At 67.9% G+C, this 25,983-nt stretch carries 25 protein-coding genes; 6 read left to right on the top strand and 19 right to left on the bottom strand.

Translation table 11 applies throughout. The annotated features are described in order from the left end of the window. The 5 genes from ACWV14_RS02800 to ACWV14_RS02780 all read right to left on the bottom strand — a co-directional run bounded on the left by ACWV14_RS02800 (window position 1) and on the right by ACWV14_RS02780 (window position 5,822). The gene (locus ACWV14_RS02800) at window positions 1–1,005 is read right to left on the bottom strand and encodes an ABC transporter permease subunit (RefSeq protein ID WP_285411529.1); all 1,005 of its coding nucleotides are present in this window, start codon (window positions 1,003–1,005) and stop codon (window positions 1–3) included. Between the two features lie 51 nt (window positions 1,006–1,056). After that, entirely contained in the window at window positions 1,057–2,736 is a 1,680-nt protein-coding gene (locus ACWV14_RS02795) for a long-chain-fatty-acid--CoA ligase (protein ID WP_454902479.1), read from the bottom strand. Between the two features lie 99 nt (window positions 2,737–2,835). Continuing rightward, window positions 2,836–4,335: an NAD(P)(+) transhydrogenase (Re/Si-specific) subunit beta gene (locus tag ACWV14_RS02790; RefSeq protein ID WP_422088626.1), complete on the bottom strand. Its 1,500-nt coding sequence runs from the start codon at window positions 4,333–4,335 to the stop codon at window positions 2,836–2,838. Next, the gene (locus tag ACWV14_RS02785; RefSeq protein ID WP_454902478.1) at window positions 4,332–4,664 is read right to left on the bottom strand and encodes an NAD(P) transhydrogenase subunit alpha; all 333 of its coding nucleotides are present in this window, start codon (window positions 4,662–4,664) and stop codon (window positions 4,332–4,334) included. Before ACWV14_RS02785 ends, ACWV14_RS02790 begins: the two co-directional genes overlap by 4 nt. Before the next feature lie 27 nt (window positions 4,665–4,691). Beyond that, window positions 4,692–5,822, bottom strand: coding sequence for a Re/Si-specific NAD(P)(+) transhydrogenase subunit alpha (locus ACWV14_RS02780; protein WP_454902476.1), 1,131 nt, complete (start codon window positions 5,820–5,822; stop codon window positions 4,692–4,694). Between the two features lie 442 nt (window positions 5,823–6,264). Between ACWV14_RS02780 and ACWV14_RS02775 the strand changes: the two genes are divergently transcribed. The 3 genes from ACWV14_RS02775 (at window position 6,265) to ACWV14_RS02765 (ending at window position 8,002) form a co-directional block, all read left to right on the top strand. Further along, window positions 6,265–6,981, top strand: a complete 717-nt coding sequence (locus tag ACWV14_RS02775) for a response regulator transcription factor (protein ID WP_422088628.1) — start codon at window positions 6,265–6,267, stop codon at window positions 6,979–6,981. A 72-nt stretch (window positions 6,982–7,053) separates the two neighbouring features. Then, window positions 7,054–7,488 carry a DUF4019 domain-containing protein gene (locus ACWV14_RS02770; RefSeq protein WP_454902474.1) on the top strand — a complete coding sequence of 145 codons (435 nt, stop codon included), beginning with the start codon at window positions 7,054–7,056 and terminating at the stop codon, window positions 7,486–7,488. A 22-nt stretch (window positions 7,489–7,510) separates the two neighbouring features. Beyond that, window positions 7,511–8,002 carry an NUDIX hydrolase gene (locus ACWV14_RS02765; protein ID WP_454902472.1) on the top strand — a complete coding sequence of 164 codons (492 nt, stop codon included), beginning with the start codon at window positions 7,511–7,513 and terminating at the stop codon, window positions 8,000–8,002. A gap of 1 nt (window position 8,003) precedes the next feature. Here the strand turns inward: ACWV14_RS02765 and mnmA are convergent, their stop codons facing one another. Further along, a complete protein-coding gene (mnmA, locus tag ACWV14_RS02760) occupies window positions 8,004–9,113 on the bottom strand; it encodes a tRNA 2-thiouridine(34) synthase MnmA (protein WP_454902470.1) in 1,110 nt (369 codons plus the stop codon). Window positions 9,114–9,259: 146 nt separating this feature from the next. On the opposite strand from mnmA, the gene ACWV14_RS02755 reads away from it, so the two are divergent. Continuing rightward, window positions 9,260–10,987: a long-chain-fatty-acid--CoA ligase gene (locus tag ACWV14_RS02755; protein WP_454902468.1), complete on the top strand. Its 1,728-nt coding sequence runs from the start codon at window positions 9,260–9,262 to the stop codon at window positions 10,985–10,987. 3 nt (window positions 10,988–10,990) lie between these two features. On the opposite strand, the gene ACWV14_RS02750 is transcribed toward ACWV14_RS02755, so the two are convergent. The 5 genes from ACWV14_RS02750 to ACWV14_RS02730 are packed head-to-tail and all read right to left on the bottom strand — an operon-like array spanning window position 10,991 to window position 16,767. Continuing rightward, complete coding sequence (locus tag ACWV14_RS02750) at window positions 10,991–11,977, bottom strand: LLM class flavin-dependent oxidoreductase (protein WP_454902466.1); 987 nt, start codon at window positions 11,975–11,977, stop codon at window positions 10,991–10,993. A gap of 44 nt (window positions 11,978–12,021) precedes the next feature. Continuing rightward, the gene (locus ACWV14_RS02745) at window positions 12,022–13,698 is read right to left on the bottom strand and encodes an FxLYD domain-containing protein (RefSeq protein ID WP_454902464.1); all 1,677 of its coding nucleotides are present in this window, start codon (window positions 13,696–13,698) and stop codon (window positions 12,022–12,024) included. Window positions 13,699–13,746: 48 nt separating this feature from the next. Next, entirely contained in the window at window positions 13,747–14,346 is a 600-nt protein-coding gene (locus ACWV14_RS02740; protein ID WP_454902462.1) for a hypothetical protein, read from the bottom strand. Between the two features lie 16 nt (window positions 14,347–14,362). After that, the gene (locus ACWV14_RS02735) at window positions 14,363–16,165 is read right to left on the bottom strand and encodes a VanW family protein (protein ID WP_454902460.1); all 1,803 of its coding nucleotides are present in this window, start codon (window positions 16,163–16,165) and stop codon (window positions 14,363–14,365) included. After that, on the bottom strand, window positions 16,162–16,767 hold the full coding sequence (locus ACWV14_RS02730; RefSeq protein WP_422088636.1) for a DUF6891 domain-containing protein: 606 nt from the start codon (window positions 16,765–16,767) through the stop codon (window positions 16,162–16,164). The genes ACWV14_RS02735 and ACWV14_RS02730 overlap by 4 nt, the downstream gene beginning before the upstream one ends. Before the next feature lie 201 nt (window positions 16,768–16,968). On the opposite strand from ACWV14_RS02730, the gene ACWV14_RS02725 reads away from it, so the two are divergent. Then, entirely contained in the window at window positions 16,969–17,634 is a 666-nt protein-coding gene (locus ACWV14_RS02725; protein ID WP_454902458.1) for a hypothetical protein, read from the top strand. A 1-nt stretch (window position 17,635) separates the two neighbouring features. Here the strand turns inward: ACWV14_RS02725 and ACWV14_RS02720 are convergent, their stop codons facing one another. Beyond that, on the bottom strand, window positions 17,636–18,241 hold the full coding sequence (locus ACWV14_RS02720; protein ID WP_454902456.1) for an isochorismatase family protein: 606 nt from the start codon (window positions 18,239–18,241) through the stop codon (window positions 17,636–17,638). Window positions 18,242–18,371: 130 nt separating this feature from the next. Continuing rightward, window positions 18,372–18,752, bottom strand: a complete 381-nt coding sequence (locus ACWV14_RS02715; protein ID WP_454902454.1) for a helicase SNF2 — start codon at window positions 18,750–18,752, stop codon at window positions 18,372–18,374. A 185-nt stretch (window positions 18,753–18,937) separates the two neighbouring features. Between ACWV14_RS02715 and ACWV14_RS02710 the strand changes: the two genes are divergently transcribed. Then, window positions 18,938–19,429: a DUF6314 family protein gene (locus tag ACWV14_RS02710; protein WP_454902452.1), complete on the top strand. Its 492-nt coding sequence runs from the start codon at window positions 18,938–18,940 to the stop codon at window positions 19,427–19,429. Between the two features lie 10 nt (window positions 19,430–19,439). On the opposite strand, the gene ACWV14_RS02705 is transcribed toward ACWV14_RS02710, so the two are convergent. From ACWV14_RS02705 to ACWV14_RS02680, 6 genes are all read right to left on the bottom strand, one after another. Then, window positions 19,440–20,030 carry a biotin transporter BioY gene (locus ACWV14_RS02705; protein WP_409194702.1) on the bottom strand — a complete coding sequence of 197 codons (591 nt, stop codon included), beginning with the start codon at window positions 20,028–20,030 and terminating at the stop codon, window positions 19,440–19,442. A gap of 36 nt (window positions 20,031–20,066) precedes the next feature. After that, the gene (locus ACWV14_RS02700) at window positions 20,067–20,660 is read right to left on the bottom strand and encodes an energy-coupling factor transporter transmembrane component T family protein (RefSeq protein ID WP_454902450.1); all 594 of its coding nucleotides are present in this window, start codon (window positions 20,658–20,660) and stop codon (window positions 20,067–20,069) included. Continuing rightward, complete coding sequence (locus ACWV14_RS02695) at window positions 20,653–21,372, bottom strand: energy-coupling factor ABC transporter ATP-binding protein (protein WP_454902448.1); 720 nt, start codon at window positions 21,370–21,372, stop codon at window positions 20,653–20,655. Before ACWV14_RS02695 ends, ACWV14_RS02700 begins: the two co-directional genes overlap by 8 nt. 69 nt (window positions 21,373–21,441) lie before the next feature. Further along, window positions 21,442–22,284 (bottom strand): isocitrate lyase/PEP mutase family protein, encoded by an 843-nt coding sequence (locus ACWV14_RS02690; protein WP_454902446.1) that lies wholly within the window; start codon window positions 22,282–22,284, stop codon window positions 21,442–21,444. 73 nt (window positions 22,285–22,357) lie between these two features. Continuing rightward, window positions 22,358–23,653, bottom strand: a complete 1,296-nt coding sequence (locus ACWV14_RS02685; RefSeq protein ID WP_454902444.1) for an MFS transporter — start codon at window positions 23,651–23,653, stop codon at window positions 22,358–22,360. Next, window positions 23,650–25,977: a N,N-dimethylformamidase beta subunit family domain-containing protein gene (locus ACWV14_RS02680; RefSeq protein ID WP_454902443.1), complete on the bottom strand. Its 2,328-nt coding sequence runs from the start codon at window positions 25,975–25,977 to the stop codon at window positions 23,650–23,652. The genes ACWV14_RS02685 and ACWV14_RS02680 overlap by 4 nt, the downstream gene beginning before the upstream one ends. Between the last annotated feature and the right edge of the window lie 6 nt (window positions 25,978–25,983).

Below are 25,983 nucleotides of genomic sequence, written 5' to 3'. Positions count from 1 at the left end.
TCAGCGCCGGATGCGCGGGTTGATGACGCCATAGGCCACGTCGACAAGAAGATTCACCAGCATCACGATGCCGCCGAGCAGCAGCATGCCGCCTTGCAGCACCGGGTAGTCGCGCCGGCCGATGGCCTCGATGAGCCACTTGCCGACGCCCGGCCACGAGAAGATGGTCTCGGTGAGGATCGCGCCGGTGAACAGCACGCCCACCTGAAGGCCGATCACCGTCACCACCGGAATGAGCGCATTGCGCAGCGCGTGCAACCCGACCACGCGAAAGCGCGAGAGGCCCTTGGCGCGCGCGGTGCGGATGTAGTCCTCGCCGAGCACCTCGAGCATGGCCGAGCGCGTCATGCGCGCGATCACTGCGAGCGGCACGGTGCCGAGCACGACGGCCGGCAATATCAGGTGATGCAGGGCCGACCAGAATGCGCCGGTGTCGCCGGCGCGCAGCGAGTCGATCAGCAGGAAGCCGGTCTCGGGCTCGATGTAGTACTGCACTGCAATGCGCCCCGACACCGGCGTCCAGCCGAGCTGCACCGAAAAGAACAGGATCAGCAGCAGCCCCCACCAGAAGATCGGCATCGAGTAGCCGGTCAGCGACGTGGCCATCACGCCGTGGTCGAAGATGGAGTTGCGCCGCACCGCCGCCAGGATGCCGGCCGGCAGGCCCAGCAGCAGCGCAAAAAGAATCGCGCAGACCGCGAGCTCGACGGTGGCCGGGAAGAGCGCCAGGAACTCGCTCATCACCGTGTCCTGCGTGATGAGCGACTTGCCCAGGTCGCCGTGCAGCACGCGGCCGATGTAGATGCCGTACTGCACGATCACCGGCTTGTCGAAGCCGTAGGCGGTGCGCAGCTCGGCGTGGCGCGCGGGGTCGATGCCACGCTCGCCGGCCATCGTCTCGATGGGGTCGCCGGGTACGAGCCGGATGAGAAAGAAGGCGAGCAGCGTCATGCCGATGAAGGTCGGCACCAGCAAGCTCACGCGGGTCAGAATGAATCGAAACATCGACCCGCGAATATGCAAGATCGATGCCGTGGCCCTACCCGGGCCGAACCCTTACTTTTTGGCGTCGCGCAACTCGCGGCGCAGGATCTTGCCGACCGGCGTCTTCGGCATGTCGGTACGAAACTCTACGATTCGCGGCTGCTTGTAACCCGTAAGGTTTGCCCGGCAATATTCGCGCACCTGCGCCTCGGTGAGCGACGGGTCTTTCTTCACGATCACGAGCTTCACGGCCTCGCCGGTCTTCTCGTCGGGCACGCCGACCGCGGCGCATTCGAGCACGCCCGGAATCAGTGCCACCACATCTTCCACCTCGTTCGGATACACGTTGAAGCCCGACACCAGGATCATGTCCTTCTTGCGGTCGACTACCTTGAAGTAGCCGCGCTCGTCGACCACGCCGATGTCGCCGCTCTTGAAGTAGCCGTCGGGCGTCATGACCTTGGCGGTCTCGTCGGGACGCTGCCAGTAGCCGGCCATCACCTGCGGGCCCTTGATCGCGATTTCGCCGCGCTCGCCCATGGGCACTTCGTTGCCTTCGTCATCGAGCAGCTTGAGCCAGGTGCTCGGCAGCGGCAGGCCGATGGTGCCGGTGTAGGCGGTGCTGTTGGTCGGGTTGCAGGTGGTCGACGGCGAGGTCTCCGACAGGCCGTAGCCTTCGCAGATGGGGCAGCCGGTCTTCTCGAGCCAGAGCTTGGCCACCGCAGCCTGCACGGCCATGCCGCCACCCACCGAGATCTTCAGGTTCTTCCAGTTGACGGTGTTGAAGTCGGGGTGGTTCGCCAGGCCGTTGAACAGCGTGTTGACGGCCGGGAAGCTGTGGATCGTGTGCTTCGAAAGTTCCTTCAGCACGGCAGGGATGTCGCGCGGATTCGGGATCAGGATCAGCTTGCCGCCCGTGCGCATGCTCAGCATCATGCCGACCGTGAACGCGAAGATGTGATACAGCGGCAGCGCGCACACGCCCGTGGGCTGCTCGTTGGCCGGCACCTTGGCCATGGCCGGCTCGTTCCAGGCTTCGGACTGCAGCACGTTGGCGATCACGTTGCGATGCAGCAGCACCGCGCCCTTCGACACGCCGGTGGTGCCGCCGGTGTACTGCAGCACGGCCACGTCGTCAGGGCCGATGGCCGCCGGCTTGAGCGAGCCGCTCGCGCCCTTGTCGAGCGCGTCGTTGAAGCGCACCGCACCGGGCAGGCTGAAGTGGGGCACCAGCTTCTTGACGTTGCGCACCACGTAGTTGACCAGCGCGCCCTTCAGGAAGCCGAGGCGGTCGCCCATGGAGGCCAGCACGACGTGCTTGATCGGCGTGGACGCGATGCACTGCTGCAGCGTGGTGCCGAAGTTCTCCATGATGACGATGGCCTTCGCGCCAGAGTCCTTGAGCTGGTGCTCGAGTTCGCGCGGCGTGTAGAGCGGGTTCACGTTGACCAGGATCAGGCCGGCGCGCAGGATGGCCGCGACCGCGATCGGGTACTGCGGACAGTTGGGCATCATCGCGGCAACGCGGTCGCCCTTCACCAGGCCCAGTCCCTGCAGGTAGGCCGCAAAGGCCTTGCTCTGCCTGTCGGTCTCGCCGTAGCTGATGTCCTTGCCCATGAAGCTGTAGGCCGTGCGGTCGGCGTACTTCGAGAAGCTCTCTTCCATGAGCGCAACCAGCGAAGGGTAGTGCGATGCATCGATATCTGCGGGCACACCCTGCGGGTAGCTGCTGAGCCAGGGACGATCGGTCATTGGATTTGTCTCCTCCGGGGTCGGACTGTTGAAAACGAAAACGGCGCACTAAGTGGCGCCGAGAGGAAGCGCGCCGCTCGGCGCGGCACGGACCCGGGCCTATTCGATGGCCTTGCCCATATCTTCCACTACTTTTTTAGCATCCCCAAAGACCATCATGGTCTTGTCCATGTAGAACAGCTCGTTGTCCAGGCCCGCATAACCGGCGGCCATGGAGCGCTTGTTCACGATGACGGTCTTGGCCTTGTAGGCCTCAAGGATGGGCATGCCGTAGATCGGACTGCCCTTGGTGTGCGCGGCCGGGTTCACCACGTCGTTGGCGCCCAGGATGATCGCCACGTCGGCCTGGCCGAACTCGCCGTTGATGTCCTCCATCTCGAACACCTGGTCGTAGGGCACCTCGGCCTCGGCCAGCAGCACGTTCATGTGGCCGGGCATGCGGCCCGCCACCGGGTGGATGGCGTACTTCACGGTGATGCCCTTGTCGGTGAGCTTCTGCGCAAGTTCCTTCACCGCATGCTGCGCGCGTGCCACCGCAAGGCCGTAGCCGGGCACGATCACCACCGTTTCGGCGTTGCCCAGCACGAAGGCCGCGTCGTCGGCGCTGCCGGTCTTCACCGGGCGCTGCTCCTTGGCCGCACCGCCGGTCGTGGCCGCCTCGCCGCCGAAGCCGCCCAGGATCACGTTGAAGAACGAGCGGTTCATGGCCTTGCACATGATGTAGCTCAGGATCGCACCCGAGGAGCCCACCAGCGAGCCCGCCACGATCAGCATCGCGTTGTTCAGGCTGAAGCCGATGCCCGCGGCCGCCCAGCCCGAGTAGCTGTTGAGCATCGACACCACCACCGGCATGTCCGCCCCGCCGATCGGGATGATGATGAGCACGCCCATCACGAAGGCCAGCGCCAGCATCGCGAAGAACGCGCCCCAGCTCTCGGTGGCCACGAACAGCAGGCCCAGCGCGACGGTCAAGAGGCCCAGCACCAGGTTGAGCATGTGCTGGCCCTTGAACTGCACCGGCGCGCCCTGGAACAGGCGGAACTTGTACTTGCCCGACAGCTTGCCGAAGGCGATGACCGAGCCGCTGAAGGTGATGGCGCCGATGGCCGCGCCCAGGAACAGCTCCAGGCGGTTGCCGTAGGGAATGGCGTAGCGCACGAAGCCGTCGAGGATGACGGCGCCGTCGGGCGTCTGCGCGCCGATGAGCGCGGCCACGGGCGCGGCCGTGATGCCGAAGGCCCAGGGCTCGGCCACCGCGGCCACGCCTATGAACACCGCCGCCAGGCCGATCATGCTGTGCATGAAGGCCACCAGCTCGGGCATCTTGGTCATCTCGACCTTGTTGGCCATGAAGGCGCCCAGGCCGCCGCCGACCACCACTGCCGCCAGCACCCAGCCGATGCCGGTGGCGAAGTTCACACCGAGCGAACGCGTCAGCCCGTGGATCAGCGCGATGGTCGTCAGCACGGCGATCGCCATGCCGGTCATGCCGAAGATGTTGCCGCGGATCGAGGTGGTGGGATGGCTCAGGCCCTTCAAGGCCTGGATGAAGCAGACGCTGGCCACCAGGTACAGCAGCGTGACGAGGTTCATGCTCACTTGACGGCTCCCTCTTCAGCCTTGGGGGCGGCTGTCTTCTTCTCTTTCTTCTTGAACATCTCCAGCATGCGCCGCGTGACCAGGAAGCCGCCGAAGACGTTCACCGCGGCCAGCGCCACGGCCAGCACGCCCATGGTCTTGCCCAGCGGCGTGGTGGTGAGTGCGGCCGCCAGCATGGCGCCCACGATCACGATGGCCGAGATCGCGTTGGTCACCGCCATCAGCGGCGTGTGCAGCGCGGGGGTGACGGTCCACACCACGTGGTAGCCCACGTAGATGGCCAGCACGAAGATGATCAGGTTGATGACGGTATGGGATACGGGATCCATTTGCTCTTCTCCTCGCGTGTTCGCTGGCTACTTGCGGGTGACCTGGCCGTCCTGCGTCATGCGGCAGGCGGCGACGATGTCGTCCTCGAGGTCGATCTTCAGCGCGCCCTCCTTGGTGACGATGAGCTTGAGGAAGTCGAGCACGTTGCGCGCATAGAGCGCCGAGGCATCGGCCGCCACGAGCGCGGCGAGGTTGGTCTCGCCCACGATGGTCACGCCGTGCTTGACCACCGTCTTGTCGGCTTCGGAGAGGGGGCAGTTGCCGCCGATGCCATCGGCACCTTTGCCGGCGGCGATGTCGACGATCACCGAGCCCGGCTTCATGGCCTTGACCATGTCCTCGGTGATGAGCGTCGGTGCGGCGCGCCCGGGGATGAGGGCGGTGCTGATGACGATGTCGGCCAGCGCCACGCGCTTGGCCACCTCGACCTGCTGGCGCGCCAGCCAGCTCGCGGGCATCGGCTTGGCATAGCCGCCGACGCCGACGGCGGCTTCCTTTTCTTCATCGGTGTCGTAGGACACCTCGATGAACTTGCCGCCCAGCGATTCGATCTGCTCCTTCACGCTCGGACGCACGTCGGACGCCTCGATGACGGCGCCCAGGCGCTTGGCCGTCGCAATGGCCTGCAGGCCGGCAACACCGACGCCCAGGATCACGACGCGCGCGGCCTTCACAGTGCCGGCGGCCGTCATGAGCATGGGGAAGAAGCGCTGGTATTTGTCGGCCGCGATCATCACGGCCTTGTAGCCGGCGATGTTGGCCTGCGAAGAGAGCACGTCCATGCTCTGGGCGCGCGTGGTGCGCGGCGCGGCTTCCAGAGCGAAGGCGGTGACGCCGGCTGCGGCCAGGCGCTGCAGGCCGGCGGCATCGAAGGGGTTGAGCATGCCGATGACGACGGCGCCGGACTTCAGCAGCGCGGTTTCCGAGTCGGTGGGCGTGCGCACCTTGAGCACCACGTCGGCACCGAAGGCGCCGGCCTGGTCGGTGATCTCTGCCCCCGCGGCCTGGTACGCCGCATCGGTCACGCTGGCTGCAACGCCAGCCCCCGACTGCACGCGCACCGTGTGCCCTGAGGCCGACAGTTTCTTCACCGTCTCGGGTGTCACGGCCACTCGGGTTTCGCCAGCCACGGTCTCGGCAGGCACGCCTATCAGCATAGAGTTCTCCTCAGAGCAAGGGGGGCACACGGAATGCGGGCAGAGCTTACAGCAAGATTACAGGCCGCCGTTGTCGCGCAAATTCACTTCCCGCTTTCTTTTGGAAGGCCTGTGCCTGCTGGCATAACAGCTATTCAATTGATAGCAAATTCGGGTATTCGATAGCCTGCCACCGGGCACTCGGATTGACCTGGACACCACAGCAAGCCTCCGGCAAACGCCTTGAATTAACAAGTTGGCTAACAAGTCAATAGAACCGTTGATTTAATAATTCAATATCTGTGCTTAAAAGTAGCTAAATGATATTAGATTGATTTAGAAAAATCAGAATAGCGTGCATTAGTTGCATCTCGCTTTTTCTTGCGTCAGTTCCGGGTGGATAGACTTTGGCTCCTATCGCCAGCTCATGGAGGCTGGCGAAGGGAGGAAAAAGAGGGAAGGAATGCGTATTGCTGTACTCGACGACGGCCCGGACCAACGCAGGCTGATCAATCAAACCATGGTGGCGCTCGGCCATGAGTGCCATACGTTCACCGCAGGAAGGGTGCTGCTGCAGTCGCTGCGCCGGCAGACCTTCGATCTGCTCATACTCGACTGGAACCTGCCCGACATGGCGGGCCCCGACGTGGTGAAGACCATCCGGCTCGATCTGAAGAGCCGGCTTCCCATCCTCTTCGTGACCGACCGTCGCGACGAGGACGACATGGTCGAAGGGCTCAACGCCGGCGCCGACGACTTCATGGCCAGGCCCATCAGGGCAGGCGAGCTCGAAGCCCGCGTCAATGCGCTGTTTCGCCGCTCCTACCCCTCCCGCCACGAGGCCGAACTGGTGTTCGGGCCCTATCACTTCTACCCGCCTTCACGGGTACTGAAAGTGCACGGCAAGGAGGTCGAACTGAAGAACCGCGAGTACGAACTGGCGCTGTTCCTGTTCCAGAACCTCGGGCGGCTGCTGTCGCGCGAGCACCTGCACGAAGCCGTGTGGGGGCTGGGCATCGAGGCGCTGTCGCGCTCGCTCGACACTCATGTCTCGCGGCTGCGCACCAAGCTCGACCTGCGTCCTTCCAATGGCTTCCTGCTGCTGGCGATCTACGGCCTGGGCTACCGGCTCGAGACGATCGACGAGAACACCACGTTCAAGGTCGGCAACATGCGCTGAAAAGCCCCCGGGAATCTCTGCCACGCTAAAGTCTCCAACGGTCTTTGGACGTATCGAAACGAGACGAGACGAATGAAACCCATGATCAGGCTGCTGCTCGCCGCCATGCTGCTCTGGAGCTGGATCGGGCCGGCCACCGCGCAGGAGGTCGAGGCCGGCGACATGGTGCGAGGCGGGATGCAGGCGATCCAGATGATCGACCAAGGCAAGGCTGGCGAACTATGGGACGGAGCCACGGCCGCCACCCGCAAGCGCGTGCCGCGCGCCGACTTCATCAACCAGGTCGCCAGCAGCCGGGCGCCACTCGGCGCGCCGCGCATGCGCACATGGGTTTCGGTCAACCGCCAGGTCGTGACCGACCCCGACGACGACACCGCAGGCCAATACGTCAGCATCGAATACGAAACCCGCTTCGCCAACCGGCCCGACAGCACGCTGCGCGAACTCGTGAGCTTTCACCTCGACCACGACCGCATGTGGCGCTTCAGCGGCTACGTGCTGCGCTAAAACAGAGCAAGGACAGGAAAAGATGGCTGCCGCCACGCGCTGGAAACCCAATGTCACCGTGGCTGCGGTGATCGAACGCGACGGACGCTTCCTGCTCGTCGAAGAACAGGCCGGGGACGGCCTGAGGCTCAACACGCCCGCCGGCCACCTCGACCCCGGCGAATCGCCGGCCGAGGGCTGCGTGCGCGAGACGCTCGAGGAAACCGCCCACCACTTCACGCCCACGGCGCTGGTCGGCGTCTACATGGCGCGCTCCCGACCGCTGGCCGAGCGCGGCGAAGACGTGACCTACATGCGCTTCTGCTTCACCGGCACGCTGGGCGCCTTCGAAGAAGGCCGCGCGTTGGACGACGGCATCGTGCGCACCCTCTGGATGACGCCGGACGAGATCCGCGCCAGCGTGGCGCGGCATCGCAGCCCACTGCTGCTGCAGTGCGTGGAGGACTACCTCGCCGGCAAGCGCTACCCGCTCGAACTCGTGCAGGTCGACGAATCGGTGCGCTCGGCTCCCTGAATCAGACGATGACGCCGCCGCCCAGGCAGCGTTCCCCGTCGTACAGCACCGCAGACTGGCCCGGCGTCACGGCCCACTGCGCCTCGCCGAAGCGCAGGCTGAACGCCGCCGCGTTGCCGCCATCGCCCGCCCCCATCTCGCAGGCCGCGTCGGCCTGCCGGTAGCGCGCCTTCGAGCCGTAGCTCCCGGCGGCGGGCACCTCGCCCGACACCCAACTCGCATCATCAGCCCTCAGCTCCGACGACAGCAGCCACGGATGGTCATGCCCCTGCACCACCCAGAGCGTGTTCTTCTCGACGTCCTTGCGCGCCACGAACCAGGGCGAATGGTCGCCCGAGCCCCTCTGCGCGCCCTTTTCCTTCACGCCGCCGATGCCCAGCCCCTGCCGCTGCCCCAGCGTGTAGAAGCTCAGCCCCTGGTGCTCGCCCAGCTTGCGGCCGCGGTCGTCCTTGATCGGGCCCGGCTCCTTGGAGATGTAGCGGTTGAGGAAATCGCGGAACGGCCGCTCGCCGATGAAGCAGATGCCGGTCGAGTCCTTTTTCTTCGCATTGGGCAGGCCGATTTCCTCCGCGATGCGGCGCACCTCGGTCTTGTGCAGCTCGCCCACCGGGAACAGCGTCTTCGACAGCTGCGCCTGGTTCAGGCGGTGCAGGAAATAGCTCTGGTCCTTCGACGGATCGAGCCCCTTCAGCAGCTCGTGCTTACCGGTGGCCTCGTTCAGGCGAACGCGCGCGTAGTGCCCGGTGGCGATCTTCTCGGCGCCCAGCCGCATGGCATGGTCGAGAAACGCTTTGAACTTGATCTCGGCGTTGCACAGCACGTCGGGGTTCGGCGTGCGGCCGGCCTTGTATTCGCGCAGGAACTCGGCGAACACGCGGTCCTTGTAGTCTGCCGCGAAGTTGACGTGTTCGATCTCGATGCCCAAAACGTCGGCCACGCTGGCCGCGTCCACGAAATCGATGTTCGACGAGCAGTATTCGCTGTCGTCGTCGTCTTCCCAGTTCTTCATGAAGATGCCGACCACCTCGTGCCCCTGCTGCTTGAGCAGGTGCGCCGTCACCGCGGAGTCCACTCCGCCGCTCAGTCCCACCACGATCCGTTGCTTTGCCATAAGCCCGCCATTGTCCCAGCCTCGCGTTAGGGGCTCCCGGCGTGTGGGAAATCGGGAAAACCCGTGTCGCCGCCTTGTCAGCTGCCGCCCCACGATGCGAAAGGCCGGCGCTAAAGTGCCGCAAAAGCACAGCGGAGACAAGACGCATGGCCACCCCCTCCCCCGCCGCCCAGCCCGGCAACGACACCCCCTGGACGCGCAACTACCCGCCCGGCATGCGCTGGGACGCCGAGTTGCCCGTCAAGCCGGTGCAGCAGATGCTCGACGAAGCAGTCGCGCGCTGGCCCGCGCATTCGGCCGTGGAGTTCATGGGCCAGGCCATCACCTACCGCGAGTTGGGTGCGGCGGTCGAACGCGCCGCCAAGGGTTTGCAGGACCTGGGCGTGAAGCCCGGCGTGCACGTAGGCCTGTACCTGCCGAACACGCCCCACTACCCCATCGCCTTCTTCGCGGTGCTGAAGGCCGGCGGCACGGTGGTGAACTACTCGCCGCTCGACGCCGAGCGCGTGCTGGCCCACAAGATCGAGGACAGCCGCACAGACATCCTGATCACGCTGGACCTCGTCAACCTGTACCCGCAGATGGCGCGCCTGCTCGACAGCTCGCGCCTGCGCAAGCTCGTGGTCGGCAGCCTCGGCGACTACGGCGCTGCGGGCGACAAGGTGCAGGCCCAGTTGCAGGGAGCCGGCCAGATCGCGCCCGTGCCCACCGACGACCGCCACCTGCGCTTCACCGACCTGCTCAAGAGCGAAGGCACGCACCAGACCTATCCGCTCGGCGATCTCGCGGAAGAGATCGTCGTGCTGCAGTACACCGGCGGCACCACCGGCCTGCCCAAGGGCGCGATGCTCACGCACGCCAACCTCACTTCGGCCTCGGCGCAGTATTACGAGTCGACCAAGGGCGATCCGCCGATCCTCGACGAGGGCAGCGAGCGCTTCCTGGTCGTGCTGCCGCTGTTCCACATATTCGCGCTGAGCGCCGCCATGCTGCTCGGCGTGCGCCTGGGCGCCGCGCTGGTGCTGCACACCCGCTTCGACGTCGACGCGGTGATGAACGAGCTCGCGGCCAGCAGGATCAGCGTGTTCCCCGGCGTGCCGACGATGTACACCGCCATCCTCTCGCACCCCAAGGCGAAGGAAATGGACCTGCGCTCGCTCAAGTTCTGCGGCTCCGGCGGCGCGCCGCTGCCGGTGGAGGTGGAGCAGCGCTTCTTCGAACTCACCGGCTGCCACCTGAACGAAGGCTGGGGCATGACCGAGACCTCGCCCGTGGGCACCTTCACGCCCGCGCGCGGCGTGCGCAAGGCGGGCTCGTGCGGCATGCCGCTGCCGCAGGTACGCATCAAGCTCGTGAGCCTGGACGATCCTTCGAAGGACGTCACCGCGTTCGGCGAAGCGGGCGAGCTCTGCATCAAGGGCCCGAACGTGATGAAGGGCTACTGGAACAACCCCAAGGCCACCGCCGAGTCGATGACGTCCGACGGCTACTTCCGCAGCGGTGACGTCGCGAAGATGGACGCCGACGGCTATTTCTACATCGTCGACCGCACCAAGGACATGCTGCTGTGCGGCGGCTACAACGTCTATCCGCGCGTGCTGGAAGAAGCGGTGTACGAGCACCCCGCCGTGGCCGAGGTGTGCGTGATCGGCATACCCGACGAATACCGCGGCCAGTCGCCCAAGGCCTTCGTGAAGCTGAAGGAAGGCGCGGGCGAGTTGACGCTCGATGCGCTCAAGGCCTTCCTGAAGGACCGCCTCGGCAAGCACGAGATGATCGGCGCGCTCGAAATTCGCGCGGAGCTGCCCAAGACCGCAGTGGGCAAGCTCTCGAAGAAGGACCTCGTGGACGAGGAAGCCCGCAAGCGGGCGTGACGCTTACTTCTGCCCGAACGCACCGGCGAGCAGCTCATAGGAGCGCAGCCGGGCAGCGTGATCGAACACCTGCGAGGTGATCATGAGTTCGTCGGCGCCGGTGCGCGCGACGAATTCTTCGACGCCTTTCTTCACCGTCTCGACCGAGCCGACGGCAGAGCACGACAGCACGGAGTCGAGCAAGGCGTTCTCGGCCGGGCCGACCTTCTGGCGGTAGTTTTCCACCGGCGGCGGCAGGCGACCGGGCCGGCCGCTGCGCAGGTTCACGAAGGCCTGCTGCCACGAGGTGGCGCGGAACTCGGCCTCCTCGTCGGTGTCGGCCGCGAACACGTTGAAGCCCAGCATCACGTAAGGCTTCTGCAGCTGCGCCGATGGCTTGAAGGTCTCGCGGTAGATCTGGATGGCCTGCATGATCTGCTGCGGCGCGAAGTGCGAAGCAAAGGCATAGGGCAGCCCCAGGTGCGCCGCGAGCTGCGCGCCGAAGGTGCTGGAGCCGAGGATCCACACCGGCACCTCGAGCCCCGCGCCGGGCACGGCGCGCACCGCCTGCTGCGGGTTCTTCGACATGAAGTCCATCAGCTCGATCACGTCCTGCGGAAACTGGTCGGAGTCCGATTCGAGGTTGCGCCGCAATGCCCGCGCGGTGCGCTGGTCGGAGCCGGGCGCGCGGCCCAGGCCCAGGTCGACGCGCCCCGGGTACAGCGATTCGAGCGTGCCGAACTGCTCGGCGATCACCAGCGGCGAATGGTTCGGCAGCATCACGCCGCCGGCACCGATGCGGATGGTGGACGTGCCCGCGCCCACGTATGACAGCAACACCGCCGTGGCCGCGCTCGCGATGCCCGGCATGCCGTGGTGCTCGGCCAGCCAGTAGCGCGTGTAGCCGAGCTTCTCGCCATGCTGCGCCAGCGAGAGCGAGTTGCGGAACGACTGCGCGGCGTCGCTGCCCTCGGTGATCGGGGAAAGGTCGAGGATCGATAACGGAATCATGGCGCGATCATGGCGCGAACCGCCCAACGCCGTCGCGGGAGGGGCTATTCGGTTTGGTATAGCGTGGTCACGCTCGCGAAGTCCCGGCCGTTCTGCTCCACGTTCACCTGGAACGGCACACTCTCCCCCGGCGCGATGGCCGGCAGGTTTTCCACCAGCTTGAAGCCAGTGAGCTGCCCGCCGCGGTCGCGCAGGCTCACCCACAGCCGCACCTTGCCGACGATGCCGTTGCCCGGGTTCTTCACGCTGCCCGTCACCTCCACGCTCTTGTAGGTGAAGCGCTGGCTGAAGTTGAGCAGCACGCTGCCGGTCTGGGCCTTGGTGCCCGTCACCCGCACTTCCAGCGGCTTGCGCGGGCCCGGCATGGCGGCGCGGCGCATCGGCTTCCACTCGATGCGGGTCTCGGTCAGCTTCTCCATGTCTTCCGGCTCGAGGAAGATCGGAAAACGCTCGCCTGGGTAGAGGTAGGCCAGCCCCGAGATGTTGGTCGTGCCGCGCGCCTTGCTGCCGCTGAAACGCGAGATCACACCGCCCGGCGCAAGCACGATCGCGTCGGCGCTGCGGTTCACCAGCTCGGTCAGGAACAGCCGCTGCTGGATGTTGTTGCGCCCGTCGATCAGCGGCAGCAGCTCCAGCTGCTTCGCGTCGAAGCGCTCGCTGTCGCCGGCCAGCAGGTCGTCGGTGCCCAGCCGCAGTTCGGGGTTGAAGTTCTCCGGGCCGCCGGTGGCGCGGATCACGCGGTCGGCGCTCAGCACCGGCGTGCGCGCGCCCGATGCCTCGACGACGCTGTAGCCGATTCGGTAGTCCCACGCCGCAATGGCCGCCGCGCGGCCGAAGCGCGCGATGCTGACGTCCACCGAGGTCTGCGCGCCCGGCTGGATTTCGTTGGCCTGCCCGTAGCCGTGGCCGATGCCGATGACCTGGCCGGCGTCGTCGTAGAGCGTGGCCAGCACCTCGATGCCGCCGACCATCACACCGTCGGTGCGCGCATTGGCGATGCGGCCCACCAGCCGCACGCGCTCGCCCTGCTGCACAAGCCGCACGCGCGAGAAGGTCATGCGCGGCCCCTCGGTGGCACTGTAGGGCTCGGCCAGTTTCTGCACGCGCAGCTCCTGCCGCGTGATGTTCTTGCCGCTGGGCATGTCGATGAGCGCAGGCGCGCTTTCGCCGGGCTGCAGCACCGACACCGGCAGCATCTCGCTGCGCTCGTCGAGCCGCGAGTCGCCGTCGTAGTAGATGGCGCGCACGCCGGCACGCGACAGCGGCTTGCCGGTCTCGTTGCGCGCCACCACCAGCAGCTTGGGCAGGGCCGAGCTGCCGGTGCCCACCAGCACCTGGCGCGGCTCGCCGAGCTTCAGGCCGTCGGGCGGAATGGTGCGGTCGACCGCGGCCACCGCGGCGGGGCGCGCATCGGGCGACGGCTTGCCGGAGCCGATGAACAGCCCCACGATGCGCCCCACCAGCACCACGCCGAGCACCGCGATCACGCCGATGCCGATCTTGCGCAGCAGCAGCTTCTGCTTGAGCGCCTCCTCGGCCGCGAGCCGCCGGCCGGCCTCGTTCTTCACCTGGTCGAGCACGCGCTCCAGCCGGTCGGACACGTTGTCCTCGACCAGCGTGACCGAGCCGCAGTGCTCGCAGGTGTATTCGTTGAGGCCCGTACGCTTGAGCACGCTGCTGCCGCATTCGCCGCACTTGAGCGTCTGGAGGTCGATGGTCATGAAGTGCTTCCGTGTTCTTTTTCTTGATTGCCTGCTTGCGCAGTGCCGCTACCAGTCGAACGCGGCGGCCAGGCCTTCTGCCGCCGCGGCACCGCCGAGCAGCGGCGACAGCCGTTCGACCAGCCGCGCGCGATACAGCGGATTGACGGAATCGTCGTCCAGAAAGATGTCGTCGCCCGCTTCCTCCCAGACCTGGCCCATGGTGCCAAGGCACGCCGCCATCTCGAGGATGTCGGCAAAGATCGGTTCGTCGTCCTGCCACGCGCCCGCGCCGTGGAAGGCGAACTGTATCGCGCCGGTGCGCAGGTCGAAGATGAACGGGTCCGCGCCCTGGTCGGCCACCACCAGCCAGTGATCTGGCCAGTTGGCCAGGCGCTCGCCGGTGATGCCGTGCCAGCGGTAGCCGGCCTGCAGCTGCCACAGGCGCGCGAGCGGCGGGATGCTGAAGTCGTTGCCGGCAGTCGGAATCGAGAGGCCCGCATGGCCCACGCGGTCGTTGATCCATTCGCCGAGCGGACCGACCTGTGCGTAGAAAGCCTCGATGGCGGGCGGCAGCGCGATGTCGCCGCGCCAGTGCTCCGCCGCGGATTGCGGCGCCAGCGTGCCATGGGGAGCCAGGGCCGCTCGGGCCTGTTCGATCGATGCCAAGTGTGTTGTTCTCCGTTCAGGGATTGCAGGCAGCCCGCAAGGCGGCGCGCAGCGATTCCACGTCGCCCGGCGCGACCTCATGCACGCCGGGCAGGGCCGAGAGGCCGCAGGCGGTCGAGGCCAGCACCGGCACGCCGGCCGCCACCGCCCGCAGGACCGCGCGCGGCGCATGCTCGATGTGCGCCGGCAGCACGACCACGCTTGCGCCCGCCAGCGCATCGCCCTGCCAGTTCATGTGCTCGACCTGCGCAATGCCTTGCCAGAGCTGCACGTCGCTCGATGGCGCGCCGAGCACGCGCAGGCGGCACGGCCAGCCTTGCAGCGCGGTGGCAAGTTCGCGCGCGCCCTTGCGGGCCAATGCGCTTGCCGCGAACACGACGAGGGGCGGGTCGGCTCGCCTACTGGCGACGGCCTTGGCCTCGGGCAGCACCCAGTCGAGCCGCACCACCGCGGCCCGCGGCGCGAGCCGCTCGATCTGCGCCGCGGCCTCGCAATGCGGCGTGACCACGGCCACCGCCCGCGCAAGGGCCTGCGCCTCGGCGCGCGCCAGCGCGGGGTCGGCGCGGAAGTCGCGCAGCGTTTCATCGCCGGGCCAATGGTTCGCGGCAGCATCGAGCCTGCGCTCGATCTCGGCCATCGGCAATGCACCGGCCAGAACGGTGACGCGGCGTCCGTCGAGCGCGCCGATACGTTGCAGATGCGGCAGCAGCGATTGCTCGACCACCAGTTGCGTGTGCGCCGGCTTCAGCCGCGCGGCGAATGCCAGCGCGAGCCACCGCTGCCCGTCGATCAGGCTCGCCTGCCGCCGCCCCGCGTGCCGCGCCCAGAGCCGCTGCCACAGCGCCCGCCGCAGGCTCACGGCCCACAGCGTTTGCGCGGCCTGCGTACCTTCAGCGACGGCTTCGCGGTGCCAGCCGGTCGCGGGCCGGCGCCAGAACGCGAGCCGCAGCGGCACGGGCTGCATGCGCTCGGCCTGCGGATGCGCGGCGTGCAGGTAGCGCGCGAACTCGGGCGTCCAGCCGTCCACCAGCACGGCGGTGCGCCCTTGCGGCTCGATGTCGATGCGGGGGCGGTGCCGAAAGCACGCGGCCTGGTCGCAGCTCAGGCAGCCGCGAGCCAGAGGCATTGCGGCTGGCGCATCCACCTCGTTCGCGCGCCGCAGCACGAGCGGCGCAACGACCGCCGGGAACGGCAAGCGGGCGCGGATGCGCAATACCAGCTCGCTGTCGGTCAGCTCCACTTCGAGCCGCCATGCGTGCCTGGCGCGCAGCTTGAGATCGACGTAGTTCCAGAACACCGTCGCGTCGATCGCATCGCCATCGGCCTCGTCGGCCTGCTCGATGCGCGCCGTGTGTCCGTGGCGCTCGACCAGCTCGAACCCCGCGCGCGCAGCGACTGTCGCCAGCGCGTTCGACAACTGGCAGAGGCCGCCGGCCAGCGTCGGCACCACGCAGCCACCGCGCACTTCGCGCCCGACCACGAAGCCGCGCCAGGCAGCAGGCCGGCCGAGCTGGCGCCAGAAACTCAGCAGCTCGCCCGCCGGCACCTCGACTGCATCGAAGGCGCGGCGCGCCACGCGCAGGTTCTGCACCTTGCCGGCCACCAGCGGAAATTCGTCGGCGCGGCCATCGGACCAGAGGGGCGTGCGGTATTGCGCAATGACCGGCGCATCTGCCAGTGCGTGGCTGCCGGCGTGCCAGCGCCGGGCCGAAGGCCGCAGCGCCTCGCGCAGCGCATGGGCAGTGGCCAGCAGCCGCGAGCGCAGCCAGAAATCGATGGCGTCGATGCGGCGCGGCGGCTGCCAGGCCTGCACGCTCACGCGGAGGGGCCTCGCTTGCGCCATTGGCCGAGGTCGGCTTCGATGCGCTCGTTGATGTCGCCGCTCCAGTGCGCGCCGAAGCCCGCGGCGCGCAGCAGCTCGACGATGCGGCGGCCCACGACGACGGTGTTGGCCTCGCGCTGGTCGATCTCGGGGATCATGCCGCCGCTGAACGCCAGGTGCAGGCGGCCGGTGCGCACTGCCGTGTCGAGATCCTGCGAGTGATAGAAGCAGCAGCCGCGGATGCCCGACGCCAGGCGCCCCGCGGCGCGCCATTGCTCGCGCACGTCGTCATGCCCGTCGGCCAGCGAGTTGCCGGCGCGATGCAGCGCGATGATCTTCTCGGCACGCAGCTGCGCGAACACGGCGTCGAGCCGGTCGTATTCGGTCAGCGCAGGCCAACCTGCCTCGGCGGCGCGCTTGGCGGCGCATGCGTTCGCTGCCTCGGCCTTGATCCATGCACGGTCTTCGGCCGTGAGCTCGTCGGGGTCCAGATACTCGTCGGTGATCATCCATTCGACGTCGGCGTCGGGATGGAAGCCGCACCACACGAGATCGTGGATGCGTCCGCGCGTGTCTTCGGGGTCGAGAGTAAGGGCCATGCGTAAGGGGTTGCCACCTCGGTGGCGACGGATCGTGCTTTCGTTTTTTCCTGGCAGGAGCGCTTCGTATTTTCGCCCGACTGCACCACTATGGCGCATTAATGCGAAAGCATGAGGTCTCGCGGCCTGCCCTTCCGCACCACACCATCATGCGGGATGCCCAGCGGCAAGGCAATGCGCCTTTTGGCGGAGACGGCAGCTATGCTCCGCGCCTTCATGCAAGAGCACCAGCCCGCCATCGACGAACGGCTCCCGGAAGAATGGACTTCGGGCGCACCACAGGCCACCGAGCGCGCACCGAAGTCGCCCGCCGATTGGCTCGGCTGGCTGATCGCGCTCGCGGTGCTGGCTTTCTTCGCGGTCTTCGGCTTCCAGGCCATGACCTGGGCACTGGCCGGAGGCTGGCAATGGCTCTGGATGCTGGTCGGCCTGCCGGTGTTCGCGATGTTCTCGGTGCTGACCGTGGTGTTCGTCTGCACCACGCTGCGCGAGCGGCGCCGCGTGCGCGTGGCGCTGGAGAACATCCGGCTGGAGCGCGGCGAGGGCTTGCGCATCGGCGAGCCGCTCGAACTGCGGCTGCGCGCGACTGCGCCCAATGCCAGCGAGGGTGAGCGCACGACGGCGCCAGTGCGACTCACGCTGCGCCTGATGAAGCGCGGCGCCCCCTCGCTGCCCGACACCTGCTGCGACGAGACCGTCATGCAGTGCGAGGACGCGCAAGCGGCGCGGCTGCTCTACACGGGCACGCTGTGCACGCGGCCTGAGGATGGCGGGGCGGCGCTGTGGTTCGTCACGGTCCACGAGACGGACGCAGTTGACGCCGCGCCCTTCCTCGTCGCCCCGCTGCGGCTGCTGCCTGCCCGCTGAATCAGCGCTGCTGCTGGCCGGCAGCAGCGGCGATGGCCTCCAGCACCACCTCGGTCGAACGCACGCGGCCCATGCGCGGGAACACCTGCTGGTTCGCGAAGTCGTGCGGCTCGGCCGCGAGCGAAGTCATCGCGTCTTCCACGAACACCAGTTCGTAGCCACGGTCGAAAGCCGCGCGCGCCGTGGATTCGACGCCGAAGTTGGTCGCGATGCCGCTCATCAACAGCGTCTTGATGCCGCGGCGGCGCAGCTGCTGGTCGAGGTCGGTGCCGTAGAAGGCACCCCACTGGCGCTTGGTGATCCGCACGTCGGCGGGCTGCACTTCGAGTTCGGGCACCAGTTCGGAGAACTCGGGCGGCGGCACCGGCGACCCGGCGGGCCGGCTGATGGATGCATCCGCCGGCAGGCTCAGCAACGCCGCCACGTCCACACGCACCCAGACCACCGTGCCACCGGCCTCGCGCAGGCTGTCGGCAATGCGCTTGCCGCGCTGCACCACGTCGGCAGCGGCATGCGGCGCAAGCTGCCGGGCCACGTTGCTGTTCTGCAGATCGATGGAGATGAGTGCAGTTTGACCGGGATTGATGTCGAAATGTTGGATTTGCATGCAGACCATGATACGGACGCCGTATGAGCCGGCCATGAGCATCGCCATACGCAAAAAGGCCGGACCATGCAGATGCACGGTCCGGCCTTTTATTGAAAGATGCCCACCGAAGCGGGCATGCTGCCGAAGATTACAGCGGCAGGGCGTCGCCGCGAGCTGCGGCACGGGCTGCTGCGCGCACCGCGGCACGGTCCACGGTGCTGGCCAGAACGGGAGCCACGCCCGACGAAGCGCCTTCTGCGTACGGGTCGGCGCTGTGCGCTGCGGCAACAGCTTCGGCACGGACGGCAGCGCGGCTGGTGTTCGACACGAACACTTGGGCCGGGCCGGCGTTGGCGCCGGTGGCGTAGGGGTTGGCGCTGTGCGCGGCCACGACGGCCTGGCTGGCGACGTCGGCGCGGCTGGCGGCCGAGGTCAGCTGATGCACGCCTTCATAGGTTTCGGCGTGGGCGGCGCCAGCGGCGGCCAACAGGGCAATGGAGATAGCGGAGAGGAGCTTCGAGGCGGTCATTTGGATGTCCTTCAATTGGTTCGGTTCTTGTTTCTTGGTCTGGATCAGCTGAAGGGCTGGTCCATGGAAAGAATTGTGCGCCGATCTCTAAGTAAAAACCCTTAGAAAATGGAACCGCGGTGTTCACACGGTGGAAACAATCACGACTCCGGAAAGGAGAAAACGGCTTGTCGTAGAGTGCCGGGATGAGCGCGCAGCCCCCCTCTTCCACCCTTCCGCCCCTGGCTCCGTGGGGCGGCCCGGACACCGTCTTCGATGCGCTGGCGGGCGCCTGGGTCCTGGCGCGAACCATCGAGGGCCAGGCCACCATGACCGGCACCGCGGTGTTCACGGAGGTCGCTCCGGACATGCTCAAGTACCGCGAGGAAGGCCGCATACGGCTGGCCGACGGCAAGGAATTCGACGGGCATCGCGAATATCTCTTCGAGCGCGCGCCGGGCGGCTTCGTGGTGCATTTCGCCGAAACCCCGCCGCGCCTATTCCACGCCATCGGTATCGAACGCGACGGCGCGGCGCTCGCCGGCTCGGCCGTGCACCTGTGCACGCCCGACACCTATGACAGCAGCTACCGCTTCCTGCCGGACGGCTCGTTCGAGATCCGGCACACGGTGCGCGGCCCGCGCAAGAACTACCTGTCGGCCACGGTATTTAACAGGCAGGGCGCGCGGCCCGGCTGAGGAAGACCGATCAGTCGCGGTCGAGCCGCCAGCCCGGCATGCCGCGCATGACCGTCTGCACGAGCATCGCGCAGATGCCGCACTTGATGAGGTCGCCGGGAATGAAGACCAGCATCGCCAGCGCGGCCTGCGACAGCGACATGTGGGCGATCAGCGAAAGCCCGACGATGCCGAAGGCGTAGACCACGCCGATGCCGCCGACCACCGACGCCAGGAAGGCAGCGGCCAGCAGGCCCGTGCCGGTGGCGCCGGCCATGCGCCGCATCGCCAGGCGCATCAGCAGGCCGCAGGCGAAGGCGCCGAACATCCAGCCGAACAGGAAGCCGCCGGCCGGCGCCACGAACACGCTCAGCCCGCCGCGGCCGCCCGGCAGCAGCGGCAGCCCGAGCGCCACCGCGAGCAAAAACAGCGCGATGGCCAGGAAGCCGCGGCGCGGCCCCAGCAGGCAGCCCGCGAGCATCACGCCCAGCGACTGCAGCGTGATCGGCACGCCGAACGGCAGGTCGATCTTCGGGATCAGGCCGAACACCGCCATCAGCGCCGCGAACAGCGCGATGTACGACAGGGAGCGGGACGAACTGAGGGAGCCGGTGGTGGTCATGGCGGTCAATCGCAATCGAAGAAAAAGAGAAGAAGCTCAGCGGCCGAGCCGTGCGGCCAGCGCATCGGCCACGCGCTCCGCGGTCTGCAGGGTGCGGATGGTCAGCGGCGCCAGCAGCCGCAAGCCGCCGCCGTGGCCCGCGCGGGCGCGGTAGGCGTCGTCCAGGCGCTGCCACTGCACATAGAAATTTTCGGCGAAGCGCAGCATCAGGCCAAGGCCGAGCGCGATCCGCTCGGTCGGCACACCCACGCGCTGCAGCGGATGCAGCACCGCTTCGAGCACCGCCAGCAGGTCTTCGAAGCGCGTGGTCAGCGTCAGCATCAGCGCCAGCGTGGCCGCGCTGGCGAGCCGCAGCGCGCTGGCCACGCCCAGCGCGGTCGTGCCCATGGCCCAGTGGAAGCCGATGATCAACGCACCCGCTATCGCCACGCCGAGCAGCATGCGCACGCGGCGCCACGCAGGCGGCCCGAGCGACGCGAAGATGCCGAGCACCACGACGCAGGCCACGGCCAGCGGCAAAGGCCGCTCGACCAGCACCAGCAGCGTGCCGCACACCGACAGCACCGCGAGCTTGGCCCACGCCGCAATCGCGTGCATCCACGTCGGCTGTTCCGAATAGAGGCTACGCACGGCGGCCTCGCTCCAGCGCGGCGCGTTCGCGCACGTTCTCGGCATAGGCCTCGCACACCTCGCGGCCCGGCCCGTCGGCGCGCACCTTGCCCTGGTCGAGCCACAGCACGCGCTCGAAGTCGTAGACGTGTTCGAGCAGATGCGTGGACACGACGATCTGGTGGCCGGTGTCTTCGAGCTGCGCGGCCAGCCGCGCCTGGCTCAAAAGGTCGAGGCTGGCAAAAGGCTCGTCCAGCAGCAGCGTGGCTGGCTCGCTGATCTGCAAGGCCAGCAGGCACACCTGCTGGCGCTGCCCCTGGCTCAGCTCGCCGACCGCGCGCGAGGCCCAGGCTTCGAGCCCGCGCATTGCGAGGAAGTCACGCGCCTGTTGCCGCGCCGCCTGGCGCGTCTCGCCGCGTGCTGTGAGGCTGAAGGCCAGTTCCTCGGCCACGGTAGGAAAGATGATCTGGTCGTCGGGGTTCTGGAACATCAGCCCGACGTGCTTCGACAGCTGCTTGCGGTCGGCCTGCGTATCGAGGCCATGCACGGTCACGCGCCCCTGCTGCGGCTGGTCGAGCCCGCTGATCAGCCGGAACAGGCTGCTCTTGCCGGCCCCGTTGTCGCCGATCAGGCCGATGCGCGCTTCCTGCAGGCTCAGCGTGAGCCCTTCGAAGACATGCTGGTTGCCGCGCACCAGCGTCACCGCGTCGAGGCGGATGCTGTGCGTGGACATGGGTTCTGGCGGGGTCGGCTGCGGCAAGGGGCGCCCACTGTACCCGAACCCGCCCCGGCGGCAGGCGGCTCAGGGCGTGGCGGGAAAGAGCCCGTTGATCTCGCCGACCGACAGCATGCCCTCGCCCATCGCGTCGAAGCGGCCCTGCGCAAAGGCTTCGCCGGCGATGCGCCCCACGAGCCCCAGCGCCGATTGCAATGGGCCGCAGCCCAGGCTGATGCGCCGCGCGCCTGCGCGCGCAAGCTCGTCGGCCGGCGGAGCGCCCGCATAGCCGGCGTATACGTTCAGGGGCAGTCGCACTGCGCTGGCCAGCTCAGCGATCTCCTCGAGGCTGGACATGCCGGGCACGAAGATGCCGTCCGCGCCCGCCGCCGCGTACAGCCGCGCGCGGCGCAGCGCCTCGTCGAAGCGCGCCGCCGGGTCGTCCCAGGGCACGAAGTAGGCGTCGGTGCGCGCATTGATGAAGAAGCGCGCGTCGACCTTGCGAATGGCGGCGATGCGCTCGCACAGCACCTCCGGCGGCGCAAGCTCGCGCATGCCCGGCCGCGTGCCGTCCTCGATGTTGATGCCGGCCGCGCCCATGTCGAACAGCGCGCCGGCCACATCGCGCACCGCCTGCGTGCTGTCGCCGAAGCCGCGTTCGATGTCCACGCTGACCGGCACGCCGGCAACGCGGCAGATGCGCGTGCAGGCCGCGATCAGTTCGCCGGCAGGCATGCGCTCGCCGTCCGCATGGCCGAACGCCCAGGCCATGCCGGCGCTGGTGGTGCCGATGGCTGTAGCGCCCGCGCGCTCGACGATGCGGGCGCTGACGGCGTCCCAGGCGTTGACGAGAACCAGCGGGGCGGGGACGGTGTGGAGACGATGAAAGGCGTCCGTCTTGTGTTGTCGTTGCGCATCGCTGGCTCGCATGGTCATTCGTCCGGGAAGTTGTGGGATGACAGGAGCGTAGGCAAGGCGCGCCACCGCGACTTGGAAAAAGCTGCTATTTCACGCCGTACCGGCGGGCGGCCCGCAGCGCCGCCAGGCTCACAAGCACGCCGAAGCCCACGTAGAACGCCGGCGCGATCTTGCTGCCTGTGGCCGTGATGAGCCACGCGCTGATGAAAGGCGCGAAGCCGCCGAAGATCGCCACACCGAAGCTGTAGCTGACCGACAGGCCGGTGCCGCGCGTGGCCGCCGGGAACAGCTCGGACATCGCCGCGGAGATGGGCCCCCAGTAAGCGGAGGCCACCACGCCCATGGCGGTGAGCGCCACCATCAGCGCCGGCACCGACGGATGGTTCACCAGCAGGTAGAACAGCGGCACGATCATCACGAGCATGACCAGCGCCGCGCTGCGCATGATGGCCAGGCGCCCCACCCGGTCCGACAGGCAGCCGAACACCGGCACCAGCGCGAACTGCAGCAACCCGAACCAGAAGGTGCCGGCGAAGGCCATCGACGGCGGCAGGCCCAGTTGGCGCACCGCGAAGGTGGGCATGAAGAGGCCCGTGTAGGCCACGATGGTCGCGAGGATGATTAGCCCCATCGCCGCCAGCGTGCGCCCGCGCTGGTCCACCAGCGTGGTGCGCACCGGCGTGGCCTCCTGCGCCGCGCGCTTGAACTCCATGCCTTCGTCGAGGTGGCGGCGGATGTACAGGCCGGCCGGCCCGATCAGCAGGCCGAAGAAGAACGGAATGCGCCAGCCCCAGGACAGCAACTGCTCGGGCGTGAGCAGCGTGTTGAGCCCCATGCCGAAGCCCGCCGCCAGGAAGGTGGTAATGCCCTGGCTCGCGAACTGCCAGCTCGAGAAGAAGCCGCGCCGCCGCGGATCCTGCTCGGCCAGCAGCGCGGTGGCGCTGCCGAATTCGCCGCCTGCCGCAAAGCCCTGCAGCAGCCGCGCGAGGATCACGAGCCCCGGCGCCCAAAGGCCGATCTGCGAGAAGGTCGGCGACACCGCGATCAGCAGCGTGCCAAGCAGCATGAGGGCCATCGACAGCGTCAGCGCGTTCTTGCGCCCCCTGGCGTCGGCGTAGGCGCCGAGCACCAGCGAGCCGACCGGGCGCATCACGAAGGTCACGCCGAAAGTGCCCAGCGTGATGAGCAGCGACACGGTGTCGTTCTCCGCGGGAAAGAACAGCTTGGAGATGGTCACGGCGAGAAAGCCGTAGATCACGATCTCGAACCACTCCAGCGCATTGCCAATGGAAATGGCTGTGATGACCCTCAGCGTGCTCTGTCGGGAGGCTGGCTCGGCGGGTTCGGATAGCTCGGCGGCGCGTGGGGCGAGTGTGCTCATGGTGCTTCGTGCTCCAGGGATGGTTGAACTGCAAGGTCCGCGCCCGTCGCGGGCCGGACGCCGAAGTGATGCAGCACGTTTCGCAGCACCCCTTCGAAACAGGGATCGACGCCGAGCACCCAGCTCGCGCCCACGGCGCCGGCGTTGAACACGCGGCCGCCCTGCGGGCGTTCCCAATAGATCATCTCGGCCGAGAGTCCGTCGAGCGACTCGGTCACGTTGGAGAAGTAGTCGAGGTAGGCGTCGAGCCGGCCGGGCCGGTGGCGGCGCCCCTGCGCGATGACCTCGATGCCGCGCTGCGGCTCGGGCAGCTGCTGGCCGGCCGGCAGCGCGTGCGTCATGCGGCGCAGCGTCGCCACGCTCAGGTCCCATTCGTGACCGATGGCCCGCGGCAGGCCGCCGCCCGGCGCATGGCCGAAAGTCGCGCTCTCGGTCAGCCCCAGTGCATGCGGCTGCGTGAACAGGAAGTGCCGCGGCTGCGTTGCGTGGTACACGCCGAAATCGCCGCCGTCGGCAAAGGCCCAGCCCGCCGACTCCAGTCCGATGATCTCGGCGCAGGAACGCCCGGCCTGCCTGAAATGGCCGCCTCGCGCCCAGTCCTGCGAGTGGTACTGCTCGCCGTAGGGGCCGGCCGGTGGACGCACCTTGGCTGCCTCCTCGCTGTCTTCGTCGTTCGCGCCGAGCACCTTGCGCTGCTCCATCACCGTGCACTCTTCGTTGTAGCTCACGCGCAGGTACATGGTGTTGCCCGAAAGCACGATGGCCGTGCCGCCGCCCGACAGGTAGTCGTCGAGCCCGTCGCAGGCAGGCAGCGACCAGTATTCGCTGTGGCCGTTGACGATCACGGTCTTGTAGGCCTTCAGCAGCCCGGGGTCGCGGTGCAGGTCGAGGTCGCTCACCACGTCGTAGTCGTAGCCGGCCTGGTCCAGCCACACATGCAGCCGGCGCTCCAGCCGGGTCCACTGGCAAAAGCCCGCGTCGGCCGGGTCGTACAGCGCGTTGGGGCTGGCATTGGGCCAAGGCATGCGCAGGCCCACCTGGTAGGTCGGCTGGCCGCCGCGGTGGTAGGTGTAGCTGCAGTAGGCCGGGGCCTCGGGATGGCTGTTCTCCAGGCCCGCCGAACGCCGCGGCCAGACCGGATCGCTCGCCGTGTTCTTCGCAAAGGGCGTGCTGGCATAGGCCAGCCAGCTGTTGGTGGCGCACAGCACCAGCACCGGCGCGGGGGCCCGCTGGGCGGCGCGGCGCACGATGAAGCTGATGTCGTATTCGGCCGGCCGGCCGTCAAGCTGGTAGTGCACGCGGCCCACGTACACGCCGGACTTCGCATCCGGCGGAATGCGGAAGGTATGGCTCTCGGGCCAGCGGCAGTCGTACAGGTCGTCGCTCGCCAGCCGCAGGCCATGGCCGCGCGTGGCATCGGCCAGCGGGTCGTAGCCGTCGTCGGAGAACTCGTCCACGCGCCGCGGCTCGAAGGCGGGGCCGACGATCATCCAGGTGCCGTGGTTGACGATACGGCCGGTGCGCTGCTGGCCGCTGGCGTCGGCCACGGTGTCGCCGCGCTCCTCGCGAAGCGGCCAGCAGGCCAGCACCGTGCGACCGCGCGGCGTGTGCAGGCCGCGGTCGGCGAAACGCGCGCGCACCTCGGCCGGCTGCAGCGCATGCGAATAGATCGCGGGCATGACGATGTCGCCTTCCAGGAACGCATCCGCCAGGCCATCGATGCCGCTGCTGCCCAGGCGCAGCGGCGCATGGCCAGGCTGCACCGGACCGGTCCACCGGCCGCGCGCGACCGCTTCGCCGTCGATCCACAGTACCGTCTGCTCGCCGTCCCATGTGGCGACAAGATGGTGCCAGCGCTTGGGCCGCAACGCACCGCCCGCGAGCTGGCCTTCCGCACGGAACGCAGCGCCGTCGCCCAGATAGAAAACCGCGCACCCGGCCTCGTCGATGAAAAGACCATAGCCGCAGGCGCCCGGCAGGTCGTATTGCCCAACAACGCTCTGGCGCGTGCCGATGCTCCACACCTGCACCCAGCATTCCAGCGTGAGAGCGCGCAGCGGCTGGTCGATCCCTCGTGCCACCTGCACGTAGGAACCGGGGTGGATCGGATGCACGCGCGCCGCCGAGGGCGCGAAGGCGTGCAACACCGTGTCGGCCGTGCGGCCTTCGACATCGGGGCCGAGCTGGCACACCGAAAGCGCGTAGGGCACGTCGCTGCTCAGGTGAAAGCGCACCACCTCGCCGGCGGCCACGCTCTTGCGATCGGTGTAGCCATGCACGCCGGGCACGTGCAGCCCACGGTGCGGCGGAATGGGTTGCGGCATCGTGGC

It is taken from the genome of Variovorax durovernensis (assembly GCF_977011995.1).
Note: the sequence above shows the minus strand (reverse complement) of the source record. Positions and strands in the feature narration are given on the sequence as shown.

Bases quoted from the DNA above. Each gene is read 5' to 3' on its own strand.
- ACWV14_RS02800 (WP_285411529.1), bottom strand. From the start codon at position 1,005: ATGTTTCGATTCATTCTGACCCGCGTGAGCTTGCTGGTGCCGACCTTC.
- ACWV14_RS02795 (WP_454902479.1), bottom strand. From the start codon at position 2,736: ATGACCGATCGTCCCTGGCTCAGCAGCTACCCGCAGGGTGTGCCCGCA.
- ACWV14_RS02785 (WP_454902478.1), bottom strand. From the start codon at position 4,664: ATGGATCCCGTATCCCATACCGTCATCAACCTGATCATCTTCGTGCTG.
- ACWV14_RS02780 (WP_454902476.1), bottom strand. From the start codon at position 5,822: ATGCTGATAGGCGTGCCTGCCGAGACCGTGGCTGGCGAAACCCGAGTG.
- ACWV14_RS02775 (WP_422088628.1), top strand. From the start codon at position 6,265: ATGCGTATTGCTGTACTCGACGACGGCCCGGACCAACGCAGGCTGATC.
- ACWV14_RS02770 (WP_454902474.1), top strand. From the start codon at position 7,054: ATGAAACCCATGATCAGGCTGCTGCTCGCCGCCATGCTGCTCTGGAGC.
- ACWV14_RS02765 (WP_454902472.1), top strand. From the start codon at position 7,511: ATGGCTGCCGCCACGCGCTGGAAACCCAATGTCACCGTGGCTGCGGTG.
- mnmA (WP_454902470.1), bottom strand. From the start codon at position 9,113: ATGGCAAAGCAACGGATCGTGGTGGGACTGAGCGGCGGAGTGGACTCC.
- ACWV14_RS02755 (WP_454902468.1), top strand. From the start codon at position 9,260: ATGGCCACCCCCTCCCCCGCCGCCCAGCCCGGCAACGACACCCCCTGG.
- ACWV14_RS02750 (WP_454902466.1), bottom strand. From the start codon at position 11,977: ATGATTCCGTTATCGATCCTCGACCTTTCCCCGATCACCGAGGGCAGC.
- ACWV14_RS02745 (WP_454902464.1), bottom strand. From the start codon at position 13,698: ATGACCATCGACCTCCAGACGCTCAAGTGCGGCGAATGCGGCAGCAGC.
- ACWV14_RS02730 (WP_422088636.1), bottom strand. From the start codon at position 16,767: ATGGCCCTTACTCTCGACCCCGAAGACACGCGCGGACGCATCCACGAT.
- ACWV14_RS02725 (WP_454902458.1), top strand. From the start codon at position 16,969: ATGCTCCGCGCCTTCATGCAAGAGCACCAGCCCGCCATCGACGAACGG.
- ACWV14_RS02720 (WP_454902456.1), bottom strand. From the start codon at position 18,241: ATGCAAATCCAACATTTCGACATCAATCCCGGTCAAACTGCACTCATC.
- ACWV14_RS02715 (WP_454902454.1), bottom strand. From the start codon at position 18,752: ATGACCGCCTCGAAGCTCCTCTCCGCTATCTCCATTGCCCTGTTGGCC.
- ACWV14_RS02710 (WP_454902452.1), top strand. From the start codon at position 18,938: ATGAGCGCGCAGCCCCCCTCTTCCACCCTTCCGCCCCTGGCTCCGTGG.
- ACWV14_RS02705 (WP_409194702.1), bottom strand. From the start codon at position 20,030: ATGACCACCACCGGCTCCCTCAGTTCGTCCCGCTCCCTGTCGTACATC.
- ACWV14_RS02695 (WP_454902448.1), bottom strand. From the start codon at position 21,372: ATGTCCACGCACAGCATCCGCCTCGACGCGGTGACGCTGGTGCGCGGC.
- ACWV14_RS02690 (WP_454902446.1), bottom strand. From the start codon at position 22,284: ATGCGAGCCAGCGATGCGCAACGACAACACAAGACGGACGCCTTTCAT.
- ACWV14_RS02685 (WP_454902444.1), bottom strand. From the start codon at position 23,653: ATGAGCACACTCGCCCCACGCGCCGCCGAGCTATCCGAACCCGCCGAG.
- ACWV14_RS02680 (WP_454902443.1), bottom strand. From the start codon at position 25,977: ATGCCGCAACCCATTCCGCCGCACCGTGGGCTGCACGTGCCCGGCGTG.